Annotated in this window: 16 protein-coding genes and 1 tRNA gene; 10 read left to right on the top strand and 7 right to left on the bottom strand. The window is 57.6% G+C overall.

Annotation, left to right across the window (positions count from 1 at the left end):
- Window positions 1–26: 26 nt before the first annotated feature.
- Window positions 27–1,055: a CatB-related O-acetyltransferase gene (locus tag ACO6BQ_RS03425; RefSeq protein ID WP_489119525.1), complete on the bottom strand. Its 1,029-nt coding sequence runs from the start codon at window positions 1,053–1,055 to the stop codon at window positions 27–29.
- Window positions 1,056–1,101: 46 nt separating this feature from the next.
- The gene (gene gyrA / locus ACO6BQ_RS03430) at window positions 1,102–3,549 is read right to left on the bottom strand and encodes a DNA gyrase subunit A (RefSeq protein WP_489119526.1); all 2,448 of its coding nucleotides are present in this window, start codon (window positions 3,547–3,549) and stop codon (window positions 1,102–1,104) included.
- A 352-nt stretch (window positions 3,550–3,901) separates the two neighbouring features.
- On the opposite strand from gyrA, the gene ACO6BQ_RS03435 reads away from it, so the two are divergent.
- On the top strand, window positions 3,902–5,614 hold the full coding sequence (locus tag ACO6BQ_RS03435; protein WP_489119527.1) for an O-linked N-acetylglucosamine transferase, SPINDLY family protein: 1,713 nt from the start codon (window positions 3,902–3,904) through the stop codon (window positions 5,612–5,614).
- A gap of 289 nt (window positions 5,615–5,903) precedes the next feature.
- Here the strand turns inward: ACO6BQ_RS03435 and ACO6BQ_RS03440 are convergent, their stop codons facing one another.
- From ACO6BQ_RS03440 to ACO6BQ_RS03450, 3 genes are read right to left on the bottom strand one after another with little or no spacing between them, the layout of a single operon-like run.
- Window positions 5,904–7,148: an NAD(P)-dependent malic enzyme gene (locus tag ACO6BQ_RS03440; protein WP_489119528.1), complete on the bottom strand. Its 1,245-nt coding sequence runs from the start codon at window positions 7,146–7,148 to the stop codon at window positions 5,904–5,906.
- Between the two features lie 41 nt (window positions 7,149–7,189).
- Entirely contained in the window at window positions 7,190–7,315 is a 126-nt protein-coding gene (locus tag ACO6BQ_RS03445) for a secretion protein HlyD (RefSeq protein WP_489119540.1), read from the bottom strand.
- 46 nt (window positions 7,316–7,361) lie between these two features.
- Window positions 7,362–8,708, bottom strand: a complete 1,347-nt coding sequence (locus ACO6BQ_RS03450; RefSeq protein WP_489119529.1) for an LCP family protein — start codon at window positions 8,706–8,708, stop codon at window positions 7,362–7,364.
- A gap of 200 nt (window positions 8,709–8,908) precedes the next feature.
- On the opposite strand from ACO6BQ_RS03450, the gene ACO6BQ_RS03455 reads away from it, so the two are divergent.
- The 9 genes from ACO6BQ_RS03455 (at window position 8,909) to ACO6BQ_RS03495 (ending at window position 18,407) form a co-directional block, all read left to right on the top strand.
- On the top strand, window positions 8,909–9,382 hold the full coding sequence (locus ACO6BQ_RS03455) for a CYTH domain-containing protein (protein WP_489119530.1): 474 nt from the start codon (window positions 8,909–8,911) through the stop codon (window positions 9,380–9,382).
- Window positions 9,383–9,734: 352 nt separating this feature from the next.
- Window positions 9,735–10,412, top strand: a complete 678-nt coding sequence (locus ACO6BQ_RS03460; protein WP_489119531.1) for an MgtC/SapB family protein — start codon at window positions 9,735–9,737, stop codon at window positions 10,410–10,412.
- 77 nt (window positions 10,413–10,489) lie between these two features.
- Complete coding sequence (locus tag ACO6BQ_RS03465) at window positions 10,490–12,127, top strand: FAD-binding protein (protein WP_489119532.1); 1,638 nt, start codon at window positions 10,490–10,492, stop codon at window positions 12,125–12,127.
- 245 nt (window positions 12,128–12,372) lie between these two features.
- Window positions 12,373–13,503: a cyclically-permuted mutarotase family protein gene (locus tag ACO6BQ_RS03470; RefSeq protein WP_489119533.1), complete on the top strand. Its 1,131-nt coding sequence runs from the start codon at window positions 12,373–12,375 to the stop codon at window positions 13,501–13,503.
- Between the two features lie 310 nt (window positions 13,504–13,813).
- On the top strand, window positions 13,814–14,290 hold the full coding sequence (locus tag ACO6BQ_RS03475) for a deoxycytidylate deaminase (RefSeq protein WP_489119534.1): 477 nt from the start codon (window positions 13,814–13,816) through the stop codon (window positions 14,288–14,290).
- 47 nt (window positions 14,291–14,337) lie between these two features.
- Window positions 14,338–16,224 carry a tRNA uridine-5-carboxymethylaminomethyl(34) synthesis enzyme MnmG gene (mnmG, locus tag ACO6BQ_RS03480; protein WP_489119535.1) on the top strand — a complete coding sequence of 629 codons (1,887 nt, stop codon included), beginning with the start codon at window positions 14,338–14,340 and terminating at the stop codon, window positions 16,222–16,224.
- A 243-nt stretch (window positions 16,225–16,467) separates the two neighbouring features.
- Window positions 16,468–16,541 (top strand) — tRNA-Gly (locus tag ACO6BQ_RS03485).
- Between the two features lie 130 nt (window positions 16,542–16,671).
- A complete protein-coding gene (locus ACO6BQ_RS03490; RefSeq protein ID WP_489119536.1) occupies window positions 16,672–17,850 on the top strand; it encodes an AAA family ATPase in 1,179 nt (392 codons plus the stop codon).
- Entirely contained in the window at window positions 17,832–18,407 is a 576-nt protein-coding gene (locus tag ACO6BQ_RS03495; RefSeq protein ID WP_489119537.1) for a hypothetical protein, read from the top strand. Before ACO6BQ_RS03490 ends, ACO6BQ_RS03495 begins: the two co-directional genes overlap by 19 nt.
- A 45-nt stretch (window positions 18,408–18,452) precedes the next feature.
- Here ACO6BQ_RS03495 and ACO6BQ_RS03500 read toward each other — a convergent pair whose 3' ends face one another.
- Together ACO6BQ_RS03500 and ACO6BQ_RS03505 are read right to left on the bottom strand one after the other, a co-directional pair.
- Entirely contained in the window at window positions 18,453–19,097 is a 645-nt protein-coding gene (locus ACO6BQ_RS03500) for an ERF family protein (RefSeq protein WP_489119538.1), read from the bottom strand.
- Window positions 19,098–19,155: 58 nt separating this feature from the next.
- The coding region (locus ACO6BQ_RS03505) for a siphovirus Gp157 family protein (RefSeq protein ID WP_489119539.1) at window positions 19,156–19,427 on the bottom strand (272 nt) is incomplete at its 5' end.

A 19,427-nucleotide genomic window follows, 5' to 3' on the forward strand; every position in this document is an offset into this window, starting at 1 on the left:
GTGTAACAGCCCCATTTTGTATCCCATCAGAGCGGTGGAAAGACCAGCCGCCCCGCATCCAATCCGTAGCGAATCGGAAGATGTGCGTCGGCAGCGTAGTCCACCGCATACGAGCAGACCGGCTCACGCGTCGTGATGTACGCATCCGATGCCTTGAGTGCCGCCACCGAGAAGGGCTGCGCCCCGCCGCACCGATGCGTCAGAATCAGCGGCGCACGCTCCCCCATCTCCGCCACCCGTGCGGCAATCGCCTCAGTGTAGGCATCTACGCCTTTGCCATTAGGTATGGCAAGCACGAGCGCCGCCGGATCCTGTGCCGTATATGCTGCGAGGAAGCTGTCAACCACGCGTGTCCAAACAGCGTATGGGACTTGAATGTTAAAGTCAGGAATAAAGTAGGAAACCGTATAGCCCTGCGCCCGAAGACGCCGAATGGCATCCGCCGTCTCATCCGGCTCCTCTGTCTCCTCCGACACATCGAAGCGATCCAAAAAAGCCTCCATATCATCGTTCAACGCCGGAATATGCCGCTCAATCTCCTCCTGCGGCCAGTTCCACCATTTGATTCGCTGGAGACGTTCGATGGTCTCTGCGTCGAAGCGGTACTTGATCACGCGTGCGGGATTGCCGACCACAACGGCATAGGGCGGCACATCCTTTGCCACCACCGCCCCCGCGCCAATGACCGCGCCGTTGCCAACGTGCACCCCGCTCATCAGCATCACATCCGCGCCGATCCACACATCGTTTCCCAGAATGAGCTGGTGGCGGTTGTAGGCAGCGTGCTCATTGCCCTGCGCACCCGTCAACACAGACATGGGATAGCTCGTGACCGCACGATGATTATGACTCAGTCCCAGATAAAAATGCAAATTGTGAGCGAGAGAACTGTAATTGCCGACGAGAATGTGCGCGTCCGTCGTATAGCTCTCCCCCACACCGCCCACGAGATAGCTCCGTGCGCCGAGCGTCATGAGCGACATCTCCGGATATGCCTCATAGGGAACTTTACGCCAGGATGGCGAGAAATCCGTCATTACAATCGACTGATACACTCCTCTGATCCCCTTTCACGGGAAATGCCGCTGTGTTTTGATTCGGTTACTCGCCCGTGCTGTCGACGATGCGGTTCATGGTTGCCATGGAGGCGACGCGGTCGCTTTCGCCGAGGGTCATGAGCTTCACGCCCTGTGTGTTGCGGCTGATGAGGGAGATCTCGTCAACCATGGTGCGGATGACAAGCCCATCGGTCGTGATGAGCATGAGTTCCTGGTTCTCACGGACAACGCGGATGCCGACGACGGGACCGGTCTTGTCGGTGACCTTCATGTTGATGAGCCCCTTGCCGCCGCGCGTCTGCGTGCGGTACTCCTCGGCGGTGGTACGCTTGCCGTAGCCGCCCTCGGTGACGGTGAGCACCTCGGAATCCTGCTTCAGGATGTCCATCGCGACGACCTCATCGCCGTCGCTGAGATTGATGCCGCGCACGCCGCGCGTGACGCGCCCCATGGAGCGCACGCCGTCCTCGGGGAAGGCGATTGCCTTGCCGTGGCGTGTGCCGAGCATGATACGGTTCTCACCGTCGGTGAATTTCACACCGATGAGCTCGTCGTCCTCGTCGAGGTTGACCGCCCGCAGCCCGCTCTTGCGGATGTTTGCAAACTCGGCGAGCGGGGTTTTCTTCACCACGCCGCGCTTCGTCGCGAGGAAGAGGAAGCGGTCGGCGCGGAACTCCTTGATCTGGATGACAGCGGTGATGCGCTCATCGCTCTCAACGGCGAGGAGGTTGACGATGGCGGTGCCCTTCGCCTGCCGCCCGCTCTCGGGGATCTCGTATGCCTTCAGCACAAACGCACGCCCACGGTTGGTAAAGAAGAGGATGTCGTGGTGCGTCGTCGTGATGAGGAGGTCGCTGACGATGTCCGTCTCCTTCGTCCCCATGCCCTTCACGCCGACGCCCCCGCGCCGCTGACGGCGATAGGTGTCGAGCGGGATGCGCTTGATGTAGTTGTTCAGCGTGAGCGTGACGACGACATCCTCCTGTGCGATGAGGTCGGTAATGTCCATCTCGCTCGCGTCAAATGTGATCTCTGTGCGGCGTTCGTCGCCGTATTTGTCGCGTACCTCGATGAGCTCGTTTTTGATGATGGCGAGGACTTTCATGCGGTCGGCGAGGATGCCCTTGAGCTCCTCGATCATCCGCAGTACCTCTTGGTACTCCTCCTCGATCTTCTCGCGCTCAAGACCGGTGAGACGCTGCAGTCTGAGATCAAGGATCGCCTGTGCCTGCTTCTCCGTAAGTTTGAACCCATCCATCAGTGCCGTGCGTGCGATGTCCGCTGTACGGCTCTCGCGAATCGTTGTAATGACAGCGTCGAGATGATCAAGGGCAATCGTGAGTCCTTCGAGGATATGGGCGCGTGCCTGTGCCTTTGCGAGCTCGTACTGCGTGCGCCGCGTGATGACCGTTTCCTGATGGCTGATGTAGTGCCCGAGCATCTGCTTGATGTTCATGATGACGGGCTGCCCGTCCACGAGGGCGAGCATGATGATGCCGAAGCTGTCCTGCAGCTGCGTGTGCTTATAGAGCTGGTTGAGTATGACGTTGGGCGCACTGTCGCGGCGCAGCTCAATGACGATGCGCATACCACTGCGGTCGGACTCGTCGCGCAGATCCGTCACGCCGTCGATCTGCTTGTCGCGGACGAGCTCGGCGATTTTCTCGATGAGACGTGCCTTGTTGACCTGGTACGGGAGCTCGGTGACAATGATGCGCGGCTTGCCGTTGCTCATGGTTTCAATATGGGCGCGTGCACGCATCTTCACCACGCCGCGCCCCGTCATATATGCCTTGCGGATCTCCTCCGTGCCGAGGATGAGCCCTGCCGTCGGGAAGTCGGGGCCCTTGATAACGCCCATGAGTTCCTCGATGGTTGTCTCGGGGTTATCAATGAGCATCAGCGTGCCGTTGATGACCTCGACCATGTTGTGCGGCGGGATGTTCGTCGCCATGCCGACGGCGATGCCCGCCGTGCCGTTGACGAGCAGCTGCGGGAATTTCGCGGGGAGGACGGTCGGCTCTTTCTCCGAGCCGTCGTAGTTGTCCGTAAAGTCGACCGTTTCCTTGTCGATGTCACGCAGCATGAGCTCTGCGATCTTCGACATGCGTACCTCGGTGTAGCGCATCGCCGCCGCAGAATCCCCGTCGACCGAGCCGAAGTTGCCGTGCCCGTCCGCGAGCATATAGCGCATGGAGAAGTCCTGCGCCATGCGGACGATCGCGTCATAGACGGAGGTGTCGCCGTGCGGGTGATATTTACCGAGCACTTCACCGACGATACGCGCCGATTTTTTGTACGGCTTGGAGCTCGTCATGCCCGAGCCCTGCATCGCGTAGAGGATGCGGCGGTGTACGGGCTTCAGTCCGTCGCGCACATCGGGGAGGGCGCGTGCGACAATGACGCTCATCGCGTAGTCGATGTAGGAGTTCTTCATCTCGTGTTCGAGGTTGACCGGGACGATGCGCCCCTGTCCAAAATCCAGATCCAAAATGTCACCTCTTTATGTTCGTTCGATAATATTCCACGATGATTATAGCATTTTCACGACGAAAAGTCTATGTCTGCGGGGAATACGGGGGTGTCCTTCTACTTGTGCGCTCCTCGCAGAACCCTCGTTACGCAAGCGGCCGCACACTTATCTGCCTAAATACCTGCGGATTCCAAACGCGCTTCGCTTGAACGGTTAAAATCCGCAGGGGGCAGAACGTGTGCTTTTCCCGCTCGCTTCACTAGGGTTTGCTACGGAGCACACATAGCCGCAGGATAGCGGTAATAAAGGATTTCCCTGCGCCCTCGTCGAATAACAATTTGAGGAAGCACTGTACGGAGGAGGCGGACGCATGAAGAAGATAGCGGCGCGGCGACAGAAGATGCTCGTGCGGGCGAATGCGCTGTATGAGGCGCGGGAATATGCACGCGCAGCGGAGCTGACGGGGGAGATGCTCGCCGCTCTGCCCGAGGATGTAGAGATGCGCTACATCCGTGCAGCGGCACTGACGGGGCTTGGGACGTACGAGGAGGCGCGTGCGGAGATTGCACGCATCCGTGCGCTGCGTCCCGACCACGTGGGCGCGGCACGGCAGGAGATCTACATCGACCGCGCCGAGGGAAAGTTCTGCACCGCGATCACGCATCTGCGCTCCTTGATCGCCGCACTCGAACAGCGCATTGCCGCAGGGGACAATCCTGCCTACCACACAGTCTTTCTCGCGAGTGCCTACAGTCTGCTCGGCGAAGCACTGACGGTGACGGGCGCGAGCGCGGCGGCGGTCGATGCCTTCCGCGCATCGAGCCGTCTCGAAACGACGCGTGAGAAGAAGGCGATCGAATACAGCAACGCGCTCTTTGCCGCGAACTATCTGCCCGCCGCGCAGCGTTCCTCCTACGCAAACCTCGCACGCGGCTACGCTGCGCTCTATGCGGATGTCACGCCGCTCGCATCTCGTGCAGACGCTATGCGCGGGCACGACCGCATCCGCATCGGCTACATCTCGCCTGACCTGCGCGCACATCCCGTCGGAACGCTCGTGCGCCCGCTCCTGCATCGCTCGGATCGCTCCCGTTTTGCCGTCTACTGCTACATGAACGGCGCGGAGGATCGTGTCTCAGAGGAGTTCCGCGCACAGGCGGATGCGTGGCGCAACATACAGGGGATGGCCGCAGAGGAGATTGCGGCACGCGTACGCGCGGACGAGATCGACATTCTCGTGGATCTTGCGGGGCACACGCAGAACAACTGCCTTCCCGTCCTCGCGCACAAGCCCGCGCCCGTACAGGTGACGGGCATCGGCTACTTCAACACGACGGGACTGCCCGCCGTCTCGTATATGCTCTCGGATGTGTACGTCGATCCCGTAGGCACGGCGGACGATGCCTTTACCGAGGAGATGATCCGCTTGCCGCGCAGCCATTTCTGCTACACGCTGCCCGCAGATCTGCCCGCCATCACCCCGCCGCCGATGGAGCGCAGCGGCTCTGTCACGTTCGGCTCGTTCAACAATTTCAACAAAGTGACCGATGAGGTACTCCTTCTCTGGCGGGAAGTGCTTGCGGCAGTGCCGGGGGCGCGTCTCCTCCTCAAGAGCAAGCTGTTCGGCAGTGCGGAGGGACGTGCGCACGCGGCGGAGCGTTTCGCCCGCTGCGGAATTCCCGCAGAATGTGTGGAGATGCGCGGATTCACCCGCGACCATCTCGCGGAGTACGGGGATATGGACATCGCACTCGACACATTCCCCTACACGGGCGGCATCACCACCTGCGAGGCACTGGCGATGGGCGTCCCCGTTGTAACGCTTCGCGGGGAGAGCCACGGCGCACGCTTCGGCGAGAGCCTGCTCATCAACGCGAATCTACCCGAACTCATCGCGAAAGATCCCGCAGACTATGTGCAGATCGCACGGACACTCGCCTCCTCCCCCGAAACGCTGTGCGCTCTGCGGATGAATCTGCGTGCCATACTGGGACGCGCACCGCTGACCGACGCGCCGCTCTACGTCCGTGCCGTGGAGGATGCATACGCGGAGATCTGGGAGAAATTCGTACACAAAGTTTGAAAAGAAAAACACCGCCGAAAGACGACTGCCCTTGGGCGGTATTTTTTCGTTCGAAAACGGAATGATTAGGGAAGCACGGATAAATTCAGCCACGCCACCTTGGCGCATCTTTTTCGTCCGCACGTCGGCGGGAAATCCCCACAGAGCACCGCTCTGCGTCCGGTTTTCCACCTTGTTCGGATGAAAATCTACACCAATCGGGAGGACTTCATTTTATCAGTGATTCCTATTAAAAAATGCCGCCGAAGGATTGTTGTCCTTCGGCAGCACTGCGTTTATGCTTATTGCATCAAGCAACCGTATGTCCCAAGAGTTCACGCGTATGGGCGGCGACGGCCTCGGGTGTGACGTCCGTCAGGCGGGCGACGCCGGTGTCGAGCGCAGCCTTTGCGACGGCGGAGGCGACGGCGGGTGCGACGCGCGGGTCGAGCGGGCTCGCGATGATGTTGGTCTCGTTGAGCTCGCACTCAGGGATGAGGGAAGCGATTGCATTCGCGGCAGCGATCTTCATCTCATCGTTGATCTCCTTCGCACGCACGTCGAGTGCCCCACGGAAGATGCCGGGGAATGCAAGGAGGTTGTTGACCTGGTTGGGGAAGTCGGAGCGACCCGTGCAGACGATGCGTGCGCCTGCCGCCTTTGCCTCGTCGGGCAGGATTTCGGGGACGGGGTTCGCCATCGCCATGATGACGGGATCCGCATTCATGCTCTTGATCATCTCGGGGGTGAGGCTGCCGGGCGCAGAAACGCCGATGAAGATGTCCTTGCCCTTGACGATTTGTGCGAGCGTGCCCTTTTCCTTCTGACGGTTGGAGACCTTTGCAAGCGCGTCCTTGTAGGGGTTCATGTTCTCCGTACGCCCCTCGTAGACCGCGCCCGTCGTGTCGCAGAGGACAACGGTCTGGATGCCGTAGGAGAAGAGGAGGCGCGCGATTGCCTGTCCTGCCGCGCCCGCACCGTTGATGACGATCTTCGCCGTGCGCAGATCCTTGTCGAGGTACTTGTAGGCGTTGAGGAGCGCGGAGACAACGACGATGGCAGTGCCGTGCTGGTCATCGTGGAACACGGGGATGTCGAGGGTCTTCTTCAGCTCGCTTTCGATGTCAAAGCACTGAGGTGCCTTGATGTCCTCGAGGTTGATGCCGCCGTAGGTGGGGGCGATCAGCTGGCAGACCTTGACCACATCCTCGACTTTCTGGCTGTTCACGCAGACAGGGACGGAGTCCACACCCGCAAAGCCCTTGAAGAGGATGGATTTGCCCTCCATGACGGGCAGGCCTGCGCCCGCGCCGATGTTGCCGAGGCCGAGAACGGCGGTGCCGTTCGTGACGACGGCGACCATGTTGCCCTTGGTGGTGTAGTCGTAGATGGTCTCGGGGTTCTCCTTGATCGCAAGGCACGGCGCAGCAACGCCCGGTGTGTAAGCGCGGCTGAGGTCGTCGCGCGTCTCGAGGGGAACAGTCGGTGTGATTGCGAGTTTGCCCTGATAGCGTTTATGGAGTTCGAGTGCCTCTGCGTCAAATTTGCTTGCCATGATACATCTTCCTTTCTGCGGGAAACCTCCCGTATGCTCTCCTAAGGAAGCACTGATAAATTCAGCCCAATCATCTTGGTGCATCTTTTTCGCCCTCTCTGCGTCGACAAATCCTCCACATAGCCTCTGCTATGCGTCCGGTTTGTCTCCTTGACAGGACAAAAAATCTACACCAATCTGACGGACTTCATTTTATCAGTGATTCCCTAAAAATTATTCTTCCTTGCCCGTGTCCGCACTCCCGCGCGTTGGCGCATCGGAGCTCGCACTGCGGGTTGTCCGCGCGGCGGGCTGCTCCACGGGGGCGTCTGCGCTCTGCCGCGTGCTCGCGTGCCGCCCCGAATCGGTGGCGGGGACGGGTTCACTGCTGCGACCGGGACGCGTGGTGCGCTCGTCTGCCGCGTCACGCGCTTTTGTGCGCGTGTCCGTGTGCGTGCGCTCGTCAGTGTTCGTCCTGCGCTCGTCGGCATCCTCTTTCGCGGTGCGGTCGGACGATTTTTTCCGACTGCTGCCGAGGGCCTCATCGACACTGACGGCGTGTCCGACGGAGGTATCGCCTGCGGGCAGCTCGGTCGCATCTGCGGGGATGGAGTCCTCATACTCACGCACGGCGCGCTCCATGCGGCTGCGCTCGGTGTTCGTGAGGGTGACGCCGAGGGCGTTCGCCATGCCGCGCCGCAGCTGCGCCATATCGGGCACCCAGTAGCTCACGCCGTCGATGTAGAGCGGGCGGCCGGGCACCATGTCGGTGCGCAGCCCCTTTGCCTGCGACTCCTTGAGCGTGCCGATGAACTCGAGCATCTGGCGGACGCTGAGGTCGGTCTTGACGCTGTCGATGACGCTGCTGATGATGCCCGGCAGGCGCGGCAGGATCGCGGGCGTGGTGACGGCATCGACGCACGCACGCATGAATTTCTGCTGGCGTTTGACGCGCCCGATATCGCCCTCCTCGTCGCGGTAGCGGACGTAGGTGACGGCGGTTTTGCCGTCCATGTGCTGCCGCCCCGGGCGCAGGTCGATGATGAGCCCGCCATCGTCGTCCCACGGGTCTTCATAGTACATCCGCTTTTCCACGTCGATGTCGATGCCGCCGATGGCATCGACGATCTTTTGAAATGCGTGGGTATTGATGATGACATAGTGGTCGATGCGCACGCCGAGGAGATCCTCGACGGTGGTCTGCGTCAGTTTCTCCCCGCCATAGGCGTAGGCGGCGTTGATCTTGTCGTATCCGTTCCGCGGGATGGCAACGCGCGTGTCACGCGGGATGGAGAGGAGTGCAGTCTCATTGCGCACGGGGTCGATGGTGGCGACCATGAGCGTATCGCTGCGCCCCACGTCGCCCTCGCGCTCGTCGACGCCCATAATCATGATCGTCGCCTTGTCCTTTGCAACGAGAAGCTCCTCCTTGTGGTCGCTCTTCGTGCGGTCGAGCAGACTGCTCTGGGCGAAGAACGCGCCCGCAACCGCTGCGAGCACAAAGATGAGGAGGGTGCCGAGCAGGACGTACGGCCAGATGCGCTTCTTCGTTGTGCGTCTCTTCGGTGGTAATGTAGTCAAAACGGGATCGATCCTTTCCTCCCTTGTATTCCTGTGGGCGAAGCATTCCCTGCCTGCGGATGTGTATTCAGCGCGGTGTGGTTGCGCTCCGCAAAAAGTGCTGTTACAATAACTCCATCCGTTCAGTATCACATAATATATAGCAAACGCGCGGAATATGCAAGGTATTCTTCAATAGAATCCAGAAAGGACGCGGCTTCATGGGTGTTGAAATCGAACGAAAATTCAAGGTTGCGAATACGTTCCGACCGACAGGCATCGGAATTGAAATGGCACAGGGCTATCTCTCGCGTGATCCGAATCGAACCGTACGAATCCGAACGGCAGGTATACAGGGATTCCTGACCATCAAAGGAAAAACAGAGGGAGCGCGACGACTCGAATACGAGTATAAGATCCCCCTTGCCGAGGCGCAAGAACTGCTCGCGCTCTGCGACGAGCCGCTTGTGGAAAAAACACGCTATGTGGAAAACTATGCCGCGCACATCTGGGAGGTGGATGTTTTCCACGGTGCGAACGAGGGGCTCGTCATCGCGGAGATCGAGCTCACGTCCGAGACGGAGGAGTTCGCCCTGCCCCCATGGATTGACACGGAGGTAACGGGGTTGAAACGCTACTACAATGCAGCTCTGATCGCACATCCCTATCGTGTGTGGCGTGTGGAGGAACGCTGATGGGGCTGTGCAAAACTGCGGGAGCATCGTGGAAAGTTTTCCCTGTTTTTTCCCGTCGGGCTGTGGATAAGTTTACCGTTCCATCGCACAAAATATAGATTTTCATATATTTTTCACTCCATATATGGGGTTATCCACCGTTTTATCCACATTATCCACAGAAATTGTAAAATCGTTCGTAAAAATTATGAACACTGTGTAAAACTATGTGGATAAAGGCGTTTTCGGACTTTTGAACAATTTTGTCCACAGAGTTCTGCACAGTTGTGGATAATGTGGAACAGTGCTCATCTGTACTCCTTGCGAGGAATACGAATTTGACAAACATATATTTATAGAAGGGAAGTATCTCATGCAGGAATGGGAGATCTGTCTGCGTCTCGTGCTCTCGTGCGCGATGGGCGGAATCATCGGCTATGAGCGGCAGATGCGGCACAAGTCTGCAGGGCTTCGGACAAATATGCTGGTTGCGCTCGGCTCGTGCCTTATCATGCTGATGTCACAGGCACTGTACGACAACGTGGAGGGGAAAACGAACGCCGACCCCGCACGACTCGCGGCGCAGGTCGTCAGCGGCATCGGCTTCCTCGGCGCGGGTGCGATCATGAAGGAGGGGCTGACCGTCACGGGGCTTACGACGGCGGCGACGCTCTGGGTGGTCGCAGGCGTGGGGCTCGCGGTCGGCGCGGGATTCTACCTCAGCGCAGGTGTGACGACGGCGATTGTCTTCCTGATCCTCGGCAACCTCTCGCGCCTCGACGCGTGGGTCGACCACGATCACATGCTCTCGCTCTCCATCCACACCGTTGACCGCCCCGGGCAAATCATGCGCATCAGCGCGTGCATTGAGGATCTGCACCTGCGCTCGCGCGGCGTGAAGGTCAAGACGGACGAGGACGAGGCGGAGACTCCCGGCGAGCGGCGCGTCTATCTGAACTTCGAGGTGTATAACGGCGAACATCTGAAGCCCACATTCATTGTGGACACACTGCGCCAGATCGACGGCGTGCTGCGCGTCGACCTCGTGTGAACGCAAAGCATACGCCGAACCGCAGGGGTGTGTCACCCCTCTGACCGAGCAGATGTCCTGATAAGGAGAAAGACCACATGATTATTCCATCCCAAGACCACTGTGACGTGCTTGTGCTCGGCGCGGGCATTGCCGGTGTCTGTGCGGCGATTGCGGCGGCAAAAGAGGGCTGCGCCGTCGTGCTCACGAGCAGTACGGAGATCTTTTCCGGCTCCAGCTTTTTCCCGGGGACGTGGGGACTGGGGCTGATCGGTCCTGTGGACGCGGCGGACGAGGACGACCTTGCCGCAAGCATTGCACGAGTCGGGGCAGGGATGACGACACCCGCGCTCGTCAAAACCTTCGTACACAAGATCAATCCCGCGATCAACACGCTGAAAGCACGCGGCATACGGCTGCGGACGGCGGAAAAATCCGATGAAAAAGAGTTTATCCCCTGTTTTGACCACAAGCGGCGAAATTGGAACGGTCTGGAAGCCGCCCGTATGCGTGCCGTCTTCCAAAAGGAGCTGTCGGAATACGGGGTGCGGCTCTGCCCCCATCATGAGGCATTGGAACTCGTTCAGCGCAGCGGACGCGTGTGCGGCGCAGTGTTCGCAGCGAAGAACCGCCTCCTCGCCATTCGCAGCAAGGCGGTCGTCCTCGCCACGGGCGGTTACAGCGGGCTGTTTCAGAACTGTCTCACGACCGCCGATGTCACGGGGACGGGACACGCCTTGGCACTGCGGGCGGGGGCACGGCTCATCAATATGGAGTTCATGCAGATGATGCCCGGCTTCCTCTCCCCTGCGCCAAAGACCGTATTCAATGAAAAGACCTTTCGTTTTGCCACCTTCTGCGACGCGGACGGAAACGACATCTTGGCGCATCTGCCGAACCGCGCCGCACTGTTGGCGCAGCGCTCCACGCACGGGCCGTTTACCTCTGCGGGCGCGGATCGCGCGGTCGACTTCGCCATTGCACGCGCGGAGCAGAGCGGCGGGGCGTATGCGAGCTATTCGGACGAGATGAAGCAAAATCCGCCCGAGTTTATCGCGACCTATTTCGACTGGCTGCGCGAGAAAAAGGGGCTGACCCCGAACGATCCCGTGCGAATCGGGATGTACGCCCATGCAGCGAACGGCGGCATCGTGATCGACAGCGATGCCGCAACGGATGTCCCCGGCCTTTATGCCTGCGGCGAAGTGACCGGCGGGATACACGGGGCGGATCGGATCGGCGGGCTGTCCAGTGCAAACGGGCTTGTATTCGGAGAGATCGCGGGCAAATCCGCCGCCACGGAGGCGCGCGGCACAATGGCTGCGGACGATGCGATCCTCCTGCACGCGCACAGCATCCCCGACGCAAACGCCACACGCAGCCGTCTCCGCAGCCTGATGACAGAGAATGCCATGATCGCACGCAGCGCGGAGGGGCTGACGCGGGCAATCCGCTTCTGCACGGATGCACTGGAGGAAATGGAGCGTAATGCTCCCGCGACGGCTGCAGCGGATGCAGCTGCATCCCTTCGCCTGTCCGCCCAGCTGCGGACGGCGACGGCAGTTCTGACAGCAGCTCTGCTCCGACGGGAAAGCAGGGGCGCACACTACCGCACGGATCACCCCGACACACTGAAATCGGAGGAAAAGAGGATCACCGTTACCGAAACGAACGGCGCAATCACGGCGCGGCACGAAAGTTCCGAAGAATGCATGAATAATATGAAAAATATTTGAATTTTATCGTCAAATATGCTATCATTTCCTTGTAAAAATAGAAAATATTTTAAGGACTCGCTGATAAAATGGAGTCTATCGGATTGGTTCAGATTTTTCCCGTCAGAGAGATCGGTCGAATGCATAGCCAAAGCTAAAGCTGTGGGGAGGCTCGACAGCGCAGTACAGGTGGAAATATGCGCCAAGATGATGGGGACTGCGTGTATCCGCGCTTCCTATGCCCCGATACAAAAGGAGGAAATGATATGACTCGTTCATTCCGTCACGCCGTGCTCGCGGCACTCATCGCCCTTGCCCCGCTCACGGCTGCAGCCGCGCCCGCCGAGGTCGGCACACCTGCGCTCGCGTGGCAGTCGGTCGGCACACTCTCCCCCGCCGCAGGATACGCGGAGAACATCGGCGTTGCGGGTCTCGTACAGGGGACGTTCGGCGACTGCATCATCGTCGGAGGCGGCGCGAACTTCCCCGATGGCGGGCCGCTCACGGGCGGGGCAAAGGTGACCTATCCCGACATCTACGTCCTGCGCGCCACGCCAGCAGGGCTCACCGAGACAGATCACGCGCAGATGCCGTACCCCGTCGGCTACGGCGTATCCGTGACGACACCGGACGGCGTGCTCTACTTCGGCGGCAGTACCGACGAGATAGGGGCGCGTGCAGTGACACGCCTCACCGCGCCGAACGGAAAACTCCATACAGAGACGCTGCCCGCCCTGCCCTTTGCCCTCCAGAACGGTGTTGCCGCCTATGACAAGGGCACAGTGTACCTCGGCGGCGGCAAGCAGGACGGCACACTCAGCAAGCAGTTCTACACCTACGATGTACGGACGGGAACGCTCACCACACTGCCCGACTTCCCCGGCGAGGCACGCGAGCAGTCCGTTGCGGAGTTCCTCGGTGGGCGGCTCTACGTGTTTAGCGGCGGCGCGAACGTAGCGTACACGGACGGCTATGCCTACGATCCGAAGGCGCGCACGTGGACAGAGGTCAAGGGGCCGAACGTGAACGGCACCCCCGTCTCGCTCCTCGGTGCGCGTTCCGTACGTCTCAATGCGGACGAGATGCTGGTCGTCGGCGGCTTCAACCACGAGATTTACAACTGGGCAGTATCGAATCTAAGCACTCTGCAAGGCGAGGAAAAAGACGCATTCCGCGCCCACTACTTTACCATGTCCCCCGAGGACTACCATTGGAATCGCGACATCCTCGTCTATAACGCCAAGACCGACGCATGGCGCACCGTCGGACAGCTGCCGTTCCCCGCACCCTGCGGTGAGGCACTCGTCATGGCAAAGGGCGCACTCTACTCCATCAGCGGCGAGATCAAGCCGGGCGTGCGCAGCCCGCGCCTCTATCGCGGACTCTTCGTGAAGTGAGCGCAACGCTTGACGAACTGCGCGAATTGAAGTAAAATAAGCATAGAAAAAGGGCACTGCCGATGGGCGGCCGCCCCTAATGCTAAAGCAGAGAGATTCCCCGCCTACGATTTGGAGCGCAAGGCGGGGTTTTCTCGTTTATCTTTTTACTGACAGAATCAGTATGGTATATACTATGAGAAATGATAGGAACTCATAGGTATCCATGTGTATTCCCCCTTTCGGGGGCGAGATTAGCCGCCTACCGTTTTTGACAGCAGTGCCTTTTCTCATTATAACAAACGAACGTATGTTGTGCAAGGAGAGTAGTATGATTATCTCTTGGGACGAATACTTCATGGGTGTTGCGATCTTCTCCGCCTACCGCAGCAAGGACCCGCACACGCAGGTCGGCGCGTGCATCGTCAACGAGGACAAGCACATCGTCGGCGTCGGCTACAACGGCATGCCGAACGGCTGCGATGACCGCGAGTACCCGTGGGGGCGGACGGGCGAATTCGCCGAGCAGAAATACCCCTACGTCGTGCACGCCGAGCTGAACGCCATCCTGAATGCGAGCACGTCACTGAAGGGCTGTCGTATCTACGTCTCCCTGTTCCCGTGCAACGAATGCTGCAAGGCGATCATCCAGAGCGGCATCCGCGAGGTCATCTACCTCTCGGACAAATACGCCGCGACCGAGGCGACGAAGATCTCCAAGCGGATGTTTGACTCTGCGGGCATTCGCTGGCGGCGGATGGAGACAGAGCTGCGCGAAGTACCTGTGAATTTCATTGTATCGGAATAACACAAAGATAACATATTTTATGTGACATAATCCAAAGGAATCCTGATGTGAATACCACTACAGATTATGATATCATCGTGATTGGCGCAGGTCATGCAGGTGTCGAGGCGGCACTTGCCGCCGCGCGTCTGGGACAGCGCACACTCATCGTCACGCTCTCGCTTGACAACATCGCTATGCTGCCATGCAACCCCTCCATTGGCGGCCCCGGCAAGAGTCATCTCGTCCGTGAGATCGATGCACTCGGCGGGGAGATGGGCATCGCCGCCGACCGTGCGAGCATTCAGCGGCGTCTCCTCAACACGGGCAAGGGGCCTGCTGTCCATTCCCTCCGTATGCAGGCGGACAAGTTCCTCTATCAGCGCATCATGAAGGAAACCGTCGAAAACACCGAGAACCTCGCGGTGCGTCAGCTGCTTGTGACAGAGCTTCTCACAGAGGAAACTGCGGGGGAAAAGCGTGTCACGGGTGTCCTCTGCGAGACGGGCGAACGCCTCACCGCACGCGCCGTGATTATCGCCACGGGGACGTACCTGCGCGGGCGCATCATCCTCGGTGAGACCATCTACGACAGCGGTCCGAACGGACAGCGTCCTGCGATGGCACTCTCGGACTCGCTCAGCGCACTTGGCCTGAAGCTCATGCGCTTTAAGACCGGCACGCCCGCACGCATCGACCGCCGCACCATCGACTTCAGCAAAACCACCATACAGGCGGGTGACCCGACGGCACCTGCATTCTCCTTTTTGACGAATACGATGCCGGACGAACAGACACCGTGCTACCTCGGCTATACAAACGAAGTGACGCACGAGGTTATTCGTGCAAATCTCCACCGTGCCCCGATGGCGAACGGTGTGATTGAGGGCGTCGGGCCGCGCTACTGCCCCTCCGTCGAGACGAAGATCGCACGCTTCCCCGACAAGGAGCGTCACCAGCTCTTTCTCGAACCCGAGGGACTGCATACCAACGAGATTTACGTGCAAGGCATGTCCACCAGTCTGCCGACCGACGTGCAGGAGGCATTCCTCACGACCATCGCGGGACTTGAGCACGCGCGCATTATGCGCCCCGGCTACGCCATTGAGTATGACTGTCTCGACCCGCTCCAACTCGCCCCAACGCTTGCCGTCATGCACATCCGAGGGCTCTACTCTGCCGGACAGTCGAACGGCACGAGCGGCTACGAGGAGGCGGCGGCGCAGGGACTCATCGCCGGCATCAATGCCGTGCGCGAAATCAAAGGGGAGGAGCCGCTGATCCTGCGCCGTAGCGACGGCTACATCGGCGTCCTCATCGACGATCTCGTGACAAAGGGTACAGACGAGCCGTACCGCATGATGACAAGCCGTGCCGAGTACCGCCTCATCCTCCGGCAGGATAACGCCGATCTCAGACTCACCCCCATTGGCCGCACCATCGGTCTCGTCAGCGACGCACGGTGGGCTCGCTTTACGGCAAAGAGGGATGCCATCGAGGAGAGCCTGCATCGCTTGGAAGCGACAAAACTCAGCCCGAGTGCCGATACCGAAGCGCGTCTTGGCGCAGCAGGTCTATCCCCCCTGCGCGTCCCCATGACGCTTCTCGCCCTCCTCTCACGCGAGGGAAGCTATGACGCGCTCGCCCCGCTCTTTGACCTCCCGCCTCTTGCGGCAGATGTCAAGGAGGAGGTCGAGATCATGGCGCGGTATGACGGATATATAAAGAAGCAACGCGAACAGATCGCACGCACGCAGCGTCTGGAGAGCTGCCGCATCCCCGATGGGCTGGACTACAGTGTCATCACAAGTCTGCGCCTTGAGGCGGCGGAAAAACTCGCCGCCATCCGCCCGCGCTCCATCGGACAGGCATCCCGCATCAGCGGTGTCTCCCCCGCCGACATCTCCGTCCTCCTCGTCTACCTTGAGAAGGAACGGCGCACGGAACAGGGATAACCGCCGCATCATCGAAATGCACGTGCACCGATCCGACAGATTTGACAAACGCTGCCGAATCTGCTATCATAGGACTGTTCGCGGGCGTAGTTCATCGGTAGAATGAAAGCTTCTCAAGCTTATATTCCACACTTTGGAGCGAATCCCGTAGAGCAAAGAATACCAAGCCTTTGCAGAATTTTCTCAGAGGCGAAAAACGAAGTCCTTACACCTTATTTACACCTTATCGGGCTTCCAAAAATTGCGGGCATAGTTCATCGGTAGAATACGAGCTTCCCAAGCTCGGGAGGTGGGTTCGATTCCCATTGCCCGCTCCATAGAGAGCACTGCACTGTCAGGAATGATGGTGCTTTTTTGTTTTCTAGCACTTTCGTTTACTATTTATAAACGTTTCTCGTGGTTATAAACAGTGTTTTATGCTATAATATTCTCATAGGAGGAGATTTTATGACAGATTCTATCAAGATACTCCGCATACGTTATGAGAACATCCCACTCTTTCATGATGGTTGCTTTGAGTTTAGTCTCATGGCTGAGGATCGTGTCTCTGATCCTACACAAGTATTTCAGGTGCGTAAGAGTCTCTATACACAAAAACTTGCTGCATTTGTTGGCATCAATGCATCCGGCAAAACATCTTCACTGAAACTAATTTTTTTTGCCATGGCATTTCTCTTAGACCATGTAAGTCTCAATGAAATTTCATACGGGAAGGAGCTCTTACAAGAAGGAACAAAAATTATCTTAGACTTTTCCTATCGAGGTATGTGCTATGAGCTGAGCTCTATTATAGGCATAAGAAAAGCGTCTCGGATTGCTGACACAGAGCTTTATTTTCAAGAGGAAATCCTTTTCAAGAAACCTCTTGCATCTATGAAGTCAAAAAAGGACGTACTATATTTTGGTGACACAAAGCCGATGCTTTATCGGTCAAAGTTACCACAAGAAACTCTTGTTTTTTTACAAGATGACGATAGCATAATAATAAGAATCGCACGTAGTCAGCGATCTTGTTTATGTTCGTTAATTAATTCAGCAAACATCAATTTTTTACACCAAAGAGGATCTTCGCCCACTGAGATTCTGAATGTTTTTGACCCAACTCTGGATGAACTCACTGCCTCTGAGTCAAATGATGATGTTACCTATACTGTAAAATTCAAAAATGATTCGCGCCCTATAAGTGGCACAAATGTGTGGAGGATCAATAACCTCGTCTCCTCTGGTACAATCAAGGGGCAGAACATCATGATGCTCATTGAGAATGTTCTCCAAACAGGTGGGTATCTTATTGTTGATGAGCTTGAGAATCACATGAACAAAGAGCTCGTGCGCATGATTACGAATATCTTTAAAAATGAGCGTATCAACAAGCATGGCGCATGCCTCATTTTCTCCACGCACTATGCAGAAATCCTCGATTTTATGGATCGCAAGGATAACATCTATATTACGCGCCGTAATCAGACAGACGCCTCAATCGAGCTGCTGAACTACGCATCCGAGGTCAAGCGGAATGATGTCAAGAAAAGCGATGTAATCCTCTCGAACTATATTGAGGGAACGGCTCCGTCATACGAGAGCATTCAGGCGTTGGAGGACTATCTATGCAGCAAGATGGGCTAAACTTCGACCACCTGAAAGAAGAATATGTCATCTGCATCTGCGAGGGCGCGGCGGAGCAGGCAATCATTGAATTGCTGCTCGACCATAACAGCCTCGTATTTGCTCATGATAATCTGGTTGGAAGAGAAGTCACCCGCAAGCGAAAGTCCTCTGAGATTCAGTCTTCCTTTCTGAATCGAGCATACCAACGGCGTGTGAATATCCTGCGGATTCTGGATTCCAAAAAGGATTCCTTCAAACTCCCACCCCTCTATGCAGAACGCTATCCTGTGCATAACATCTACACACGCCCAGAAATTGAGATGCTACTGATTATCGCTGAAGGGCAAGTCGAGAAGTATCTGCAAAAAGACAAGACGCGCTATAAGCCCAGCTCCTATTGCGCAGAGATCCTCTTTCCGGGCGAGCACATCAAAAGTCGCGATTTCATACAGCGTTACTTTGCGGATATCGATAAACTGCATAATGCGATCCGCCTCTACCATGAACAGTCAGGAAAACGTGGAGAAGCCCATCTGTTTCACCTACTCTCTGCAAACTTGATATGGACGCCGTAAAGCGTTGTGAGATCTCAGAGCTGTCATTGCTGGCAGCTCTTTTTGTTATGCTCCCGCCAGTGCCCGCTTCTGACAGTCCATACAAAGCATACGATGGTATCTGCTCTCAGAGAATGCCCGCACCTTATCGGTCAGCTTTATGCCGCACTCCTCACAGTAAGATGCAGCACCCGCAGCGGGGCGTTCCTGCTTCAGTGGAATCGCAACAGCGCGACTCTTTGCCGTCGTTTTGATCGGAGTGGTTTTTCTTGAGGGGTCAACGGACGTACTCTCATCCGTCCGCGCATCTGCCTCTGGATCGTCGCCTGTGCTGATGGATAGACTGAGCATATAGGCGTATTTAACGGCTGCGGTCTGCGCCTTCATCACCGCCTTATCACCGCTGTCCTGCCCACTCCCAAGCCCCGTAATGAGCATGCTCTCATCCGAATCACGGTCGATCAGCGTGATATTCACCTTCACCGTCGCAAGGTGCTCGATGCTGCCCTTTGCCGTCTTGACCTCCTCCAAGCTGATAAGCTCAGGAATAACAAGCGAGGCAAGCCCCTGCTGTACAAGAGCAGCATTCACTTTGCTCAGAACATCAGCACACGTCGCGTAGGTGTATCCATAAAAGCTGTTCGTTCCATTTTTTGCGATATGACTGCACTCGCGCATGACCGCAATCATTTTTGCCGCAATTTTCTTCATTACATATTCCTCCCAAAAGATTTCCCCTGTACCATACGCGGCACAGGGGATTCATCCATTATTGAATCTGAATATTATTGTACTCCATCAGCGTAATCCCCGGCAGGAGCACACCCTGCCGCAGCGCATCTTTCAAGCCTTGCTTGTCCACCTTATCTGGCACAGGAATCAAATACGCTGGTGGAATGGCAGCCCCTTCATCAATATGAATTCTCCGGCTCTTACGCCAACCAATCGAAAACTCTTTGTCCTGAATCTTCTCCCCATGGAGGCAATCGGACAAATACTGTTTGAGCCTGTCCGCCTTGTTCTTCGCCGCTGACTTACGCG

The sequence above is a fragment of the Centipeda sp. (in: firmicutes) genome (assembly GCF_057271695.1).

Excerpts from the sequence above, each read along its gene's own strand:
- ACO6BQ_RS03490 (WP_489119536.1), top strand. The coding sequence starts at position 16,672 with ATGACAGATTCTATCAAGATACTCCGCATACGTTATGAGAACATCCCA.
- ACO6BQ_RS03460 (WP_489119531.1), top strand. The coding sequence starts at position 9,735 with ATGCAGGAATGGGAGATCTGTCTGCGTCTCGTGCTCTCGTGCGCGATG.
- ACO6BQ_RS03470 (WP_489119533.1), top strand. The coding sequence starts at position 12,373 with ATGACTCGTTCATTCCGTCACGCCGTGCTCGCGGCACTCATCGCCCTT.
- ACO6BQ_RS03440 (WP_489119528.1), bottom strand. The coding sequence starts at position 7,148 with ATGGCAAGCAAATTTGACGCAGAGGCACTCGAACTCCATAAACGCTAT.
- ACO6BQ_RS03455 (WP_489119530.1), top strand. The coding sequence starts at position 8,909 with ATGGGTGTTGAAATCGAACGAAAATTCAAGGTTGCGAATACGTTCCGA.
- ACO6BQ_RS03435 (WP_489119527.1), top strand. The coding sequence starts at position 3,902 with ATGAAGAAGATAGCGGCGCGGCGACAGAAGATGCTCGTGCGGGCGAAT.
- ACO6BQ_RS03500 (WP_489119538.1), bottom strand. The coding sequence starts at position 19,097 with ATGAAGAAAATTGCGGCAAAAATGATTGCGGTCATGCGCGAGTGCAGT.
- ACO6BQ_RS03475 (WP_489119534.1), top strand. The coding sequence starts at position 13,814 with ATGATTATCTCTTGGGACGAATACTTCATGGGTGTTGCGATCTTCTCC.
- ACO6BQ_RS03495 (WP_489119537.1), top strand. The coding sequence starts at position 17,832 with ATGCAGCAAGATGGGCTAAACTTCGACCACCTGAAAGAAGAATATGTC.
- ACO6BQ_RS03465 (WP_489119532.1), top strand. The coding sequence starts at position 10,490 with ATGATTATTCCATCCCAAGACCACTGTGACGTGCTTGTGCTCGGCGCG.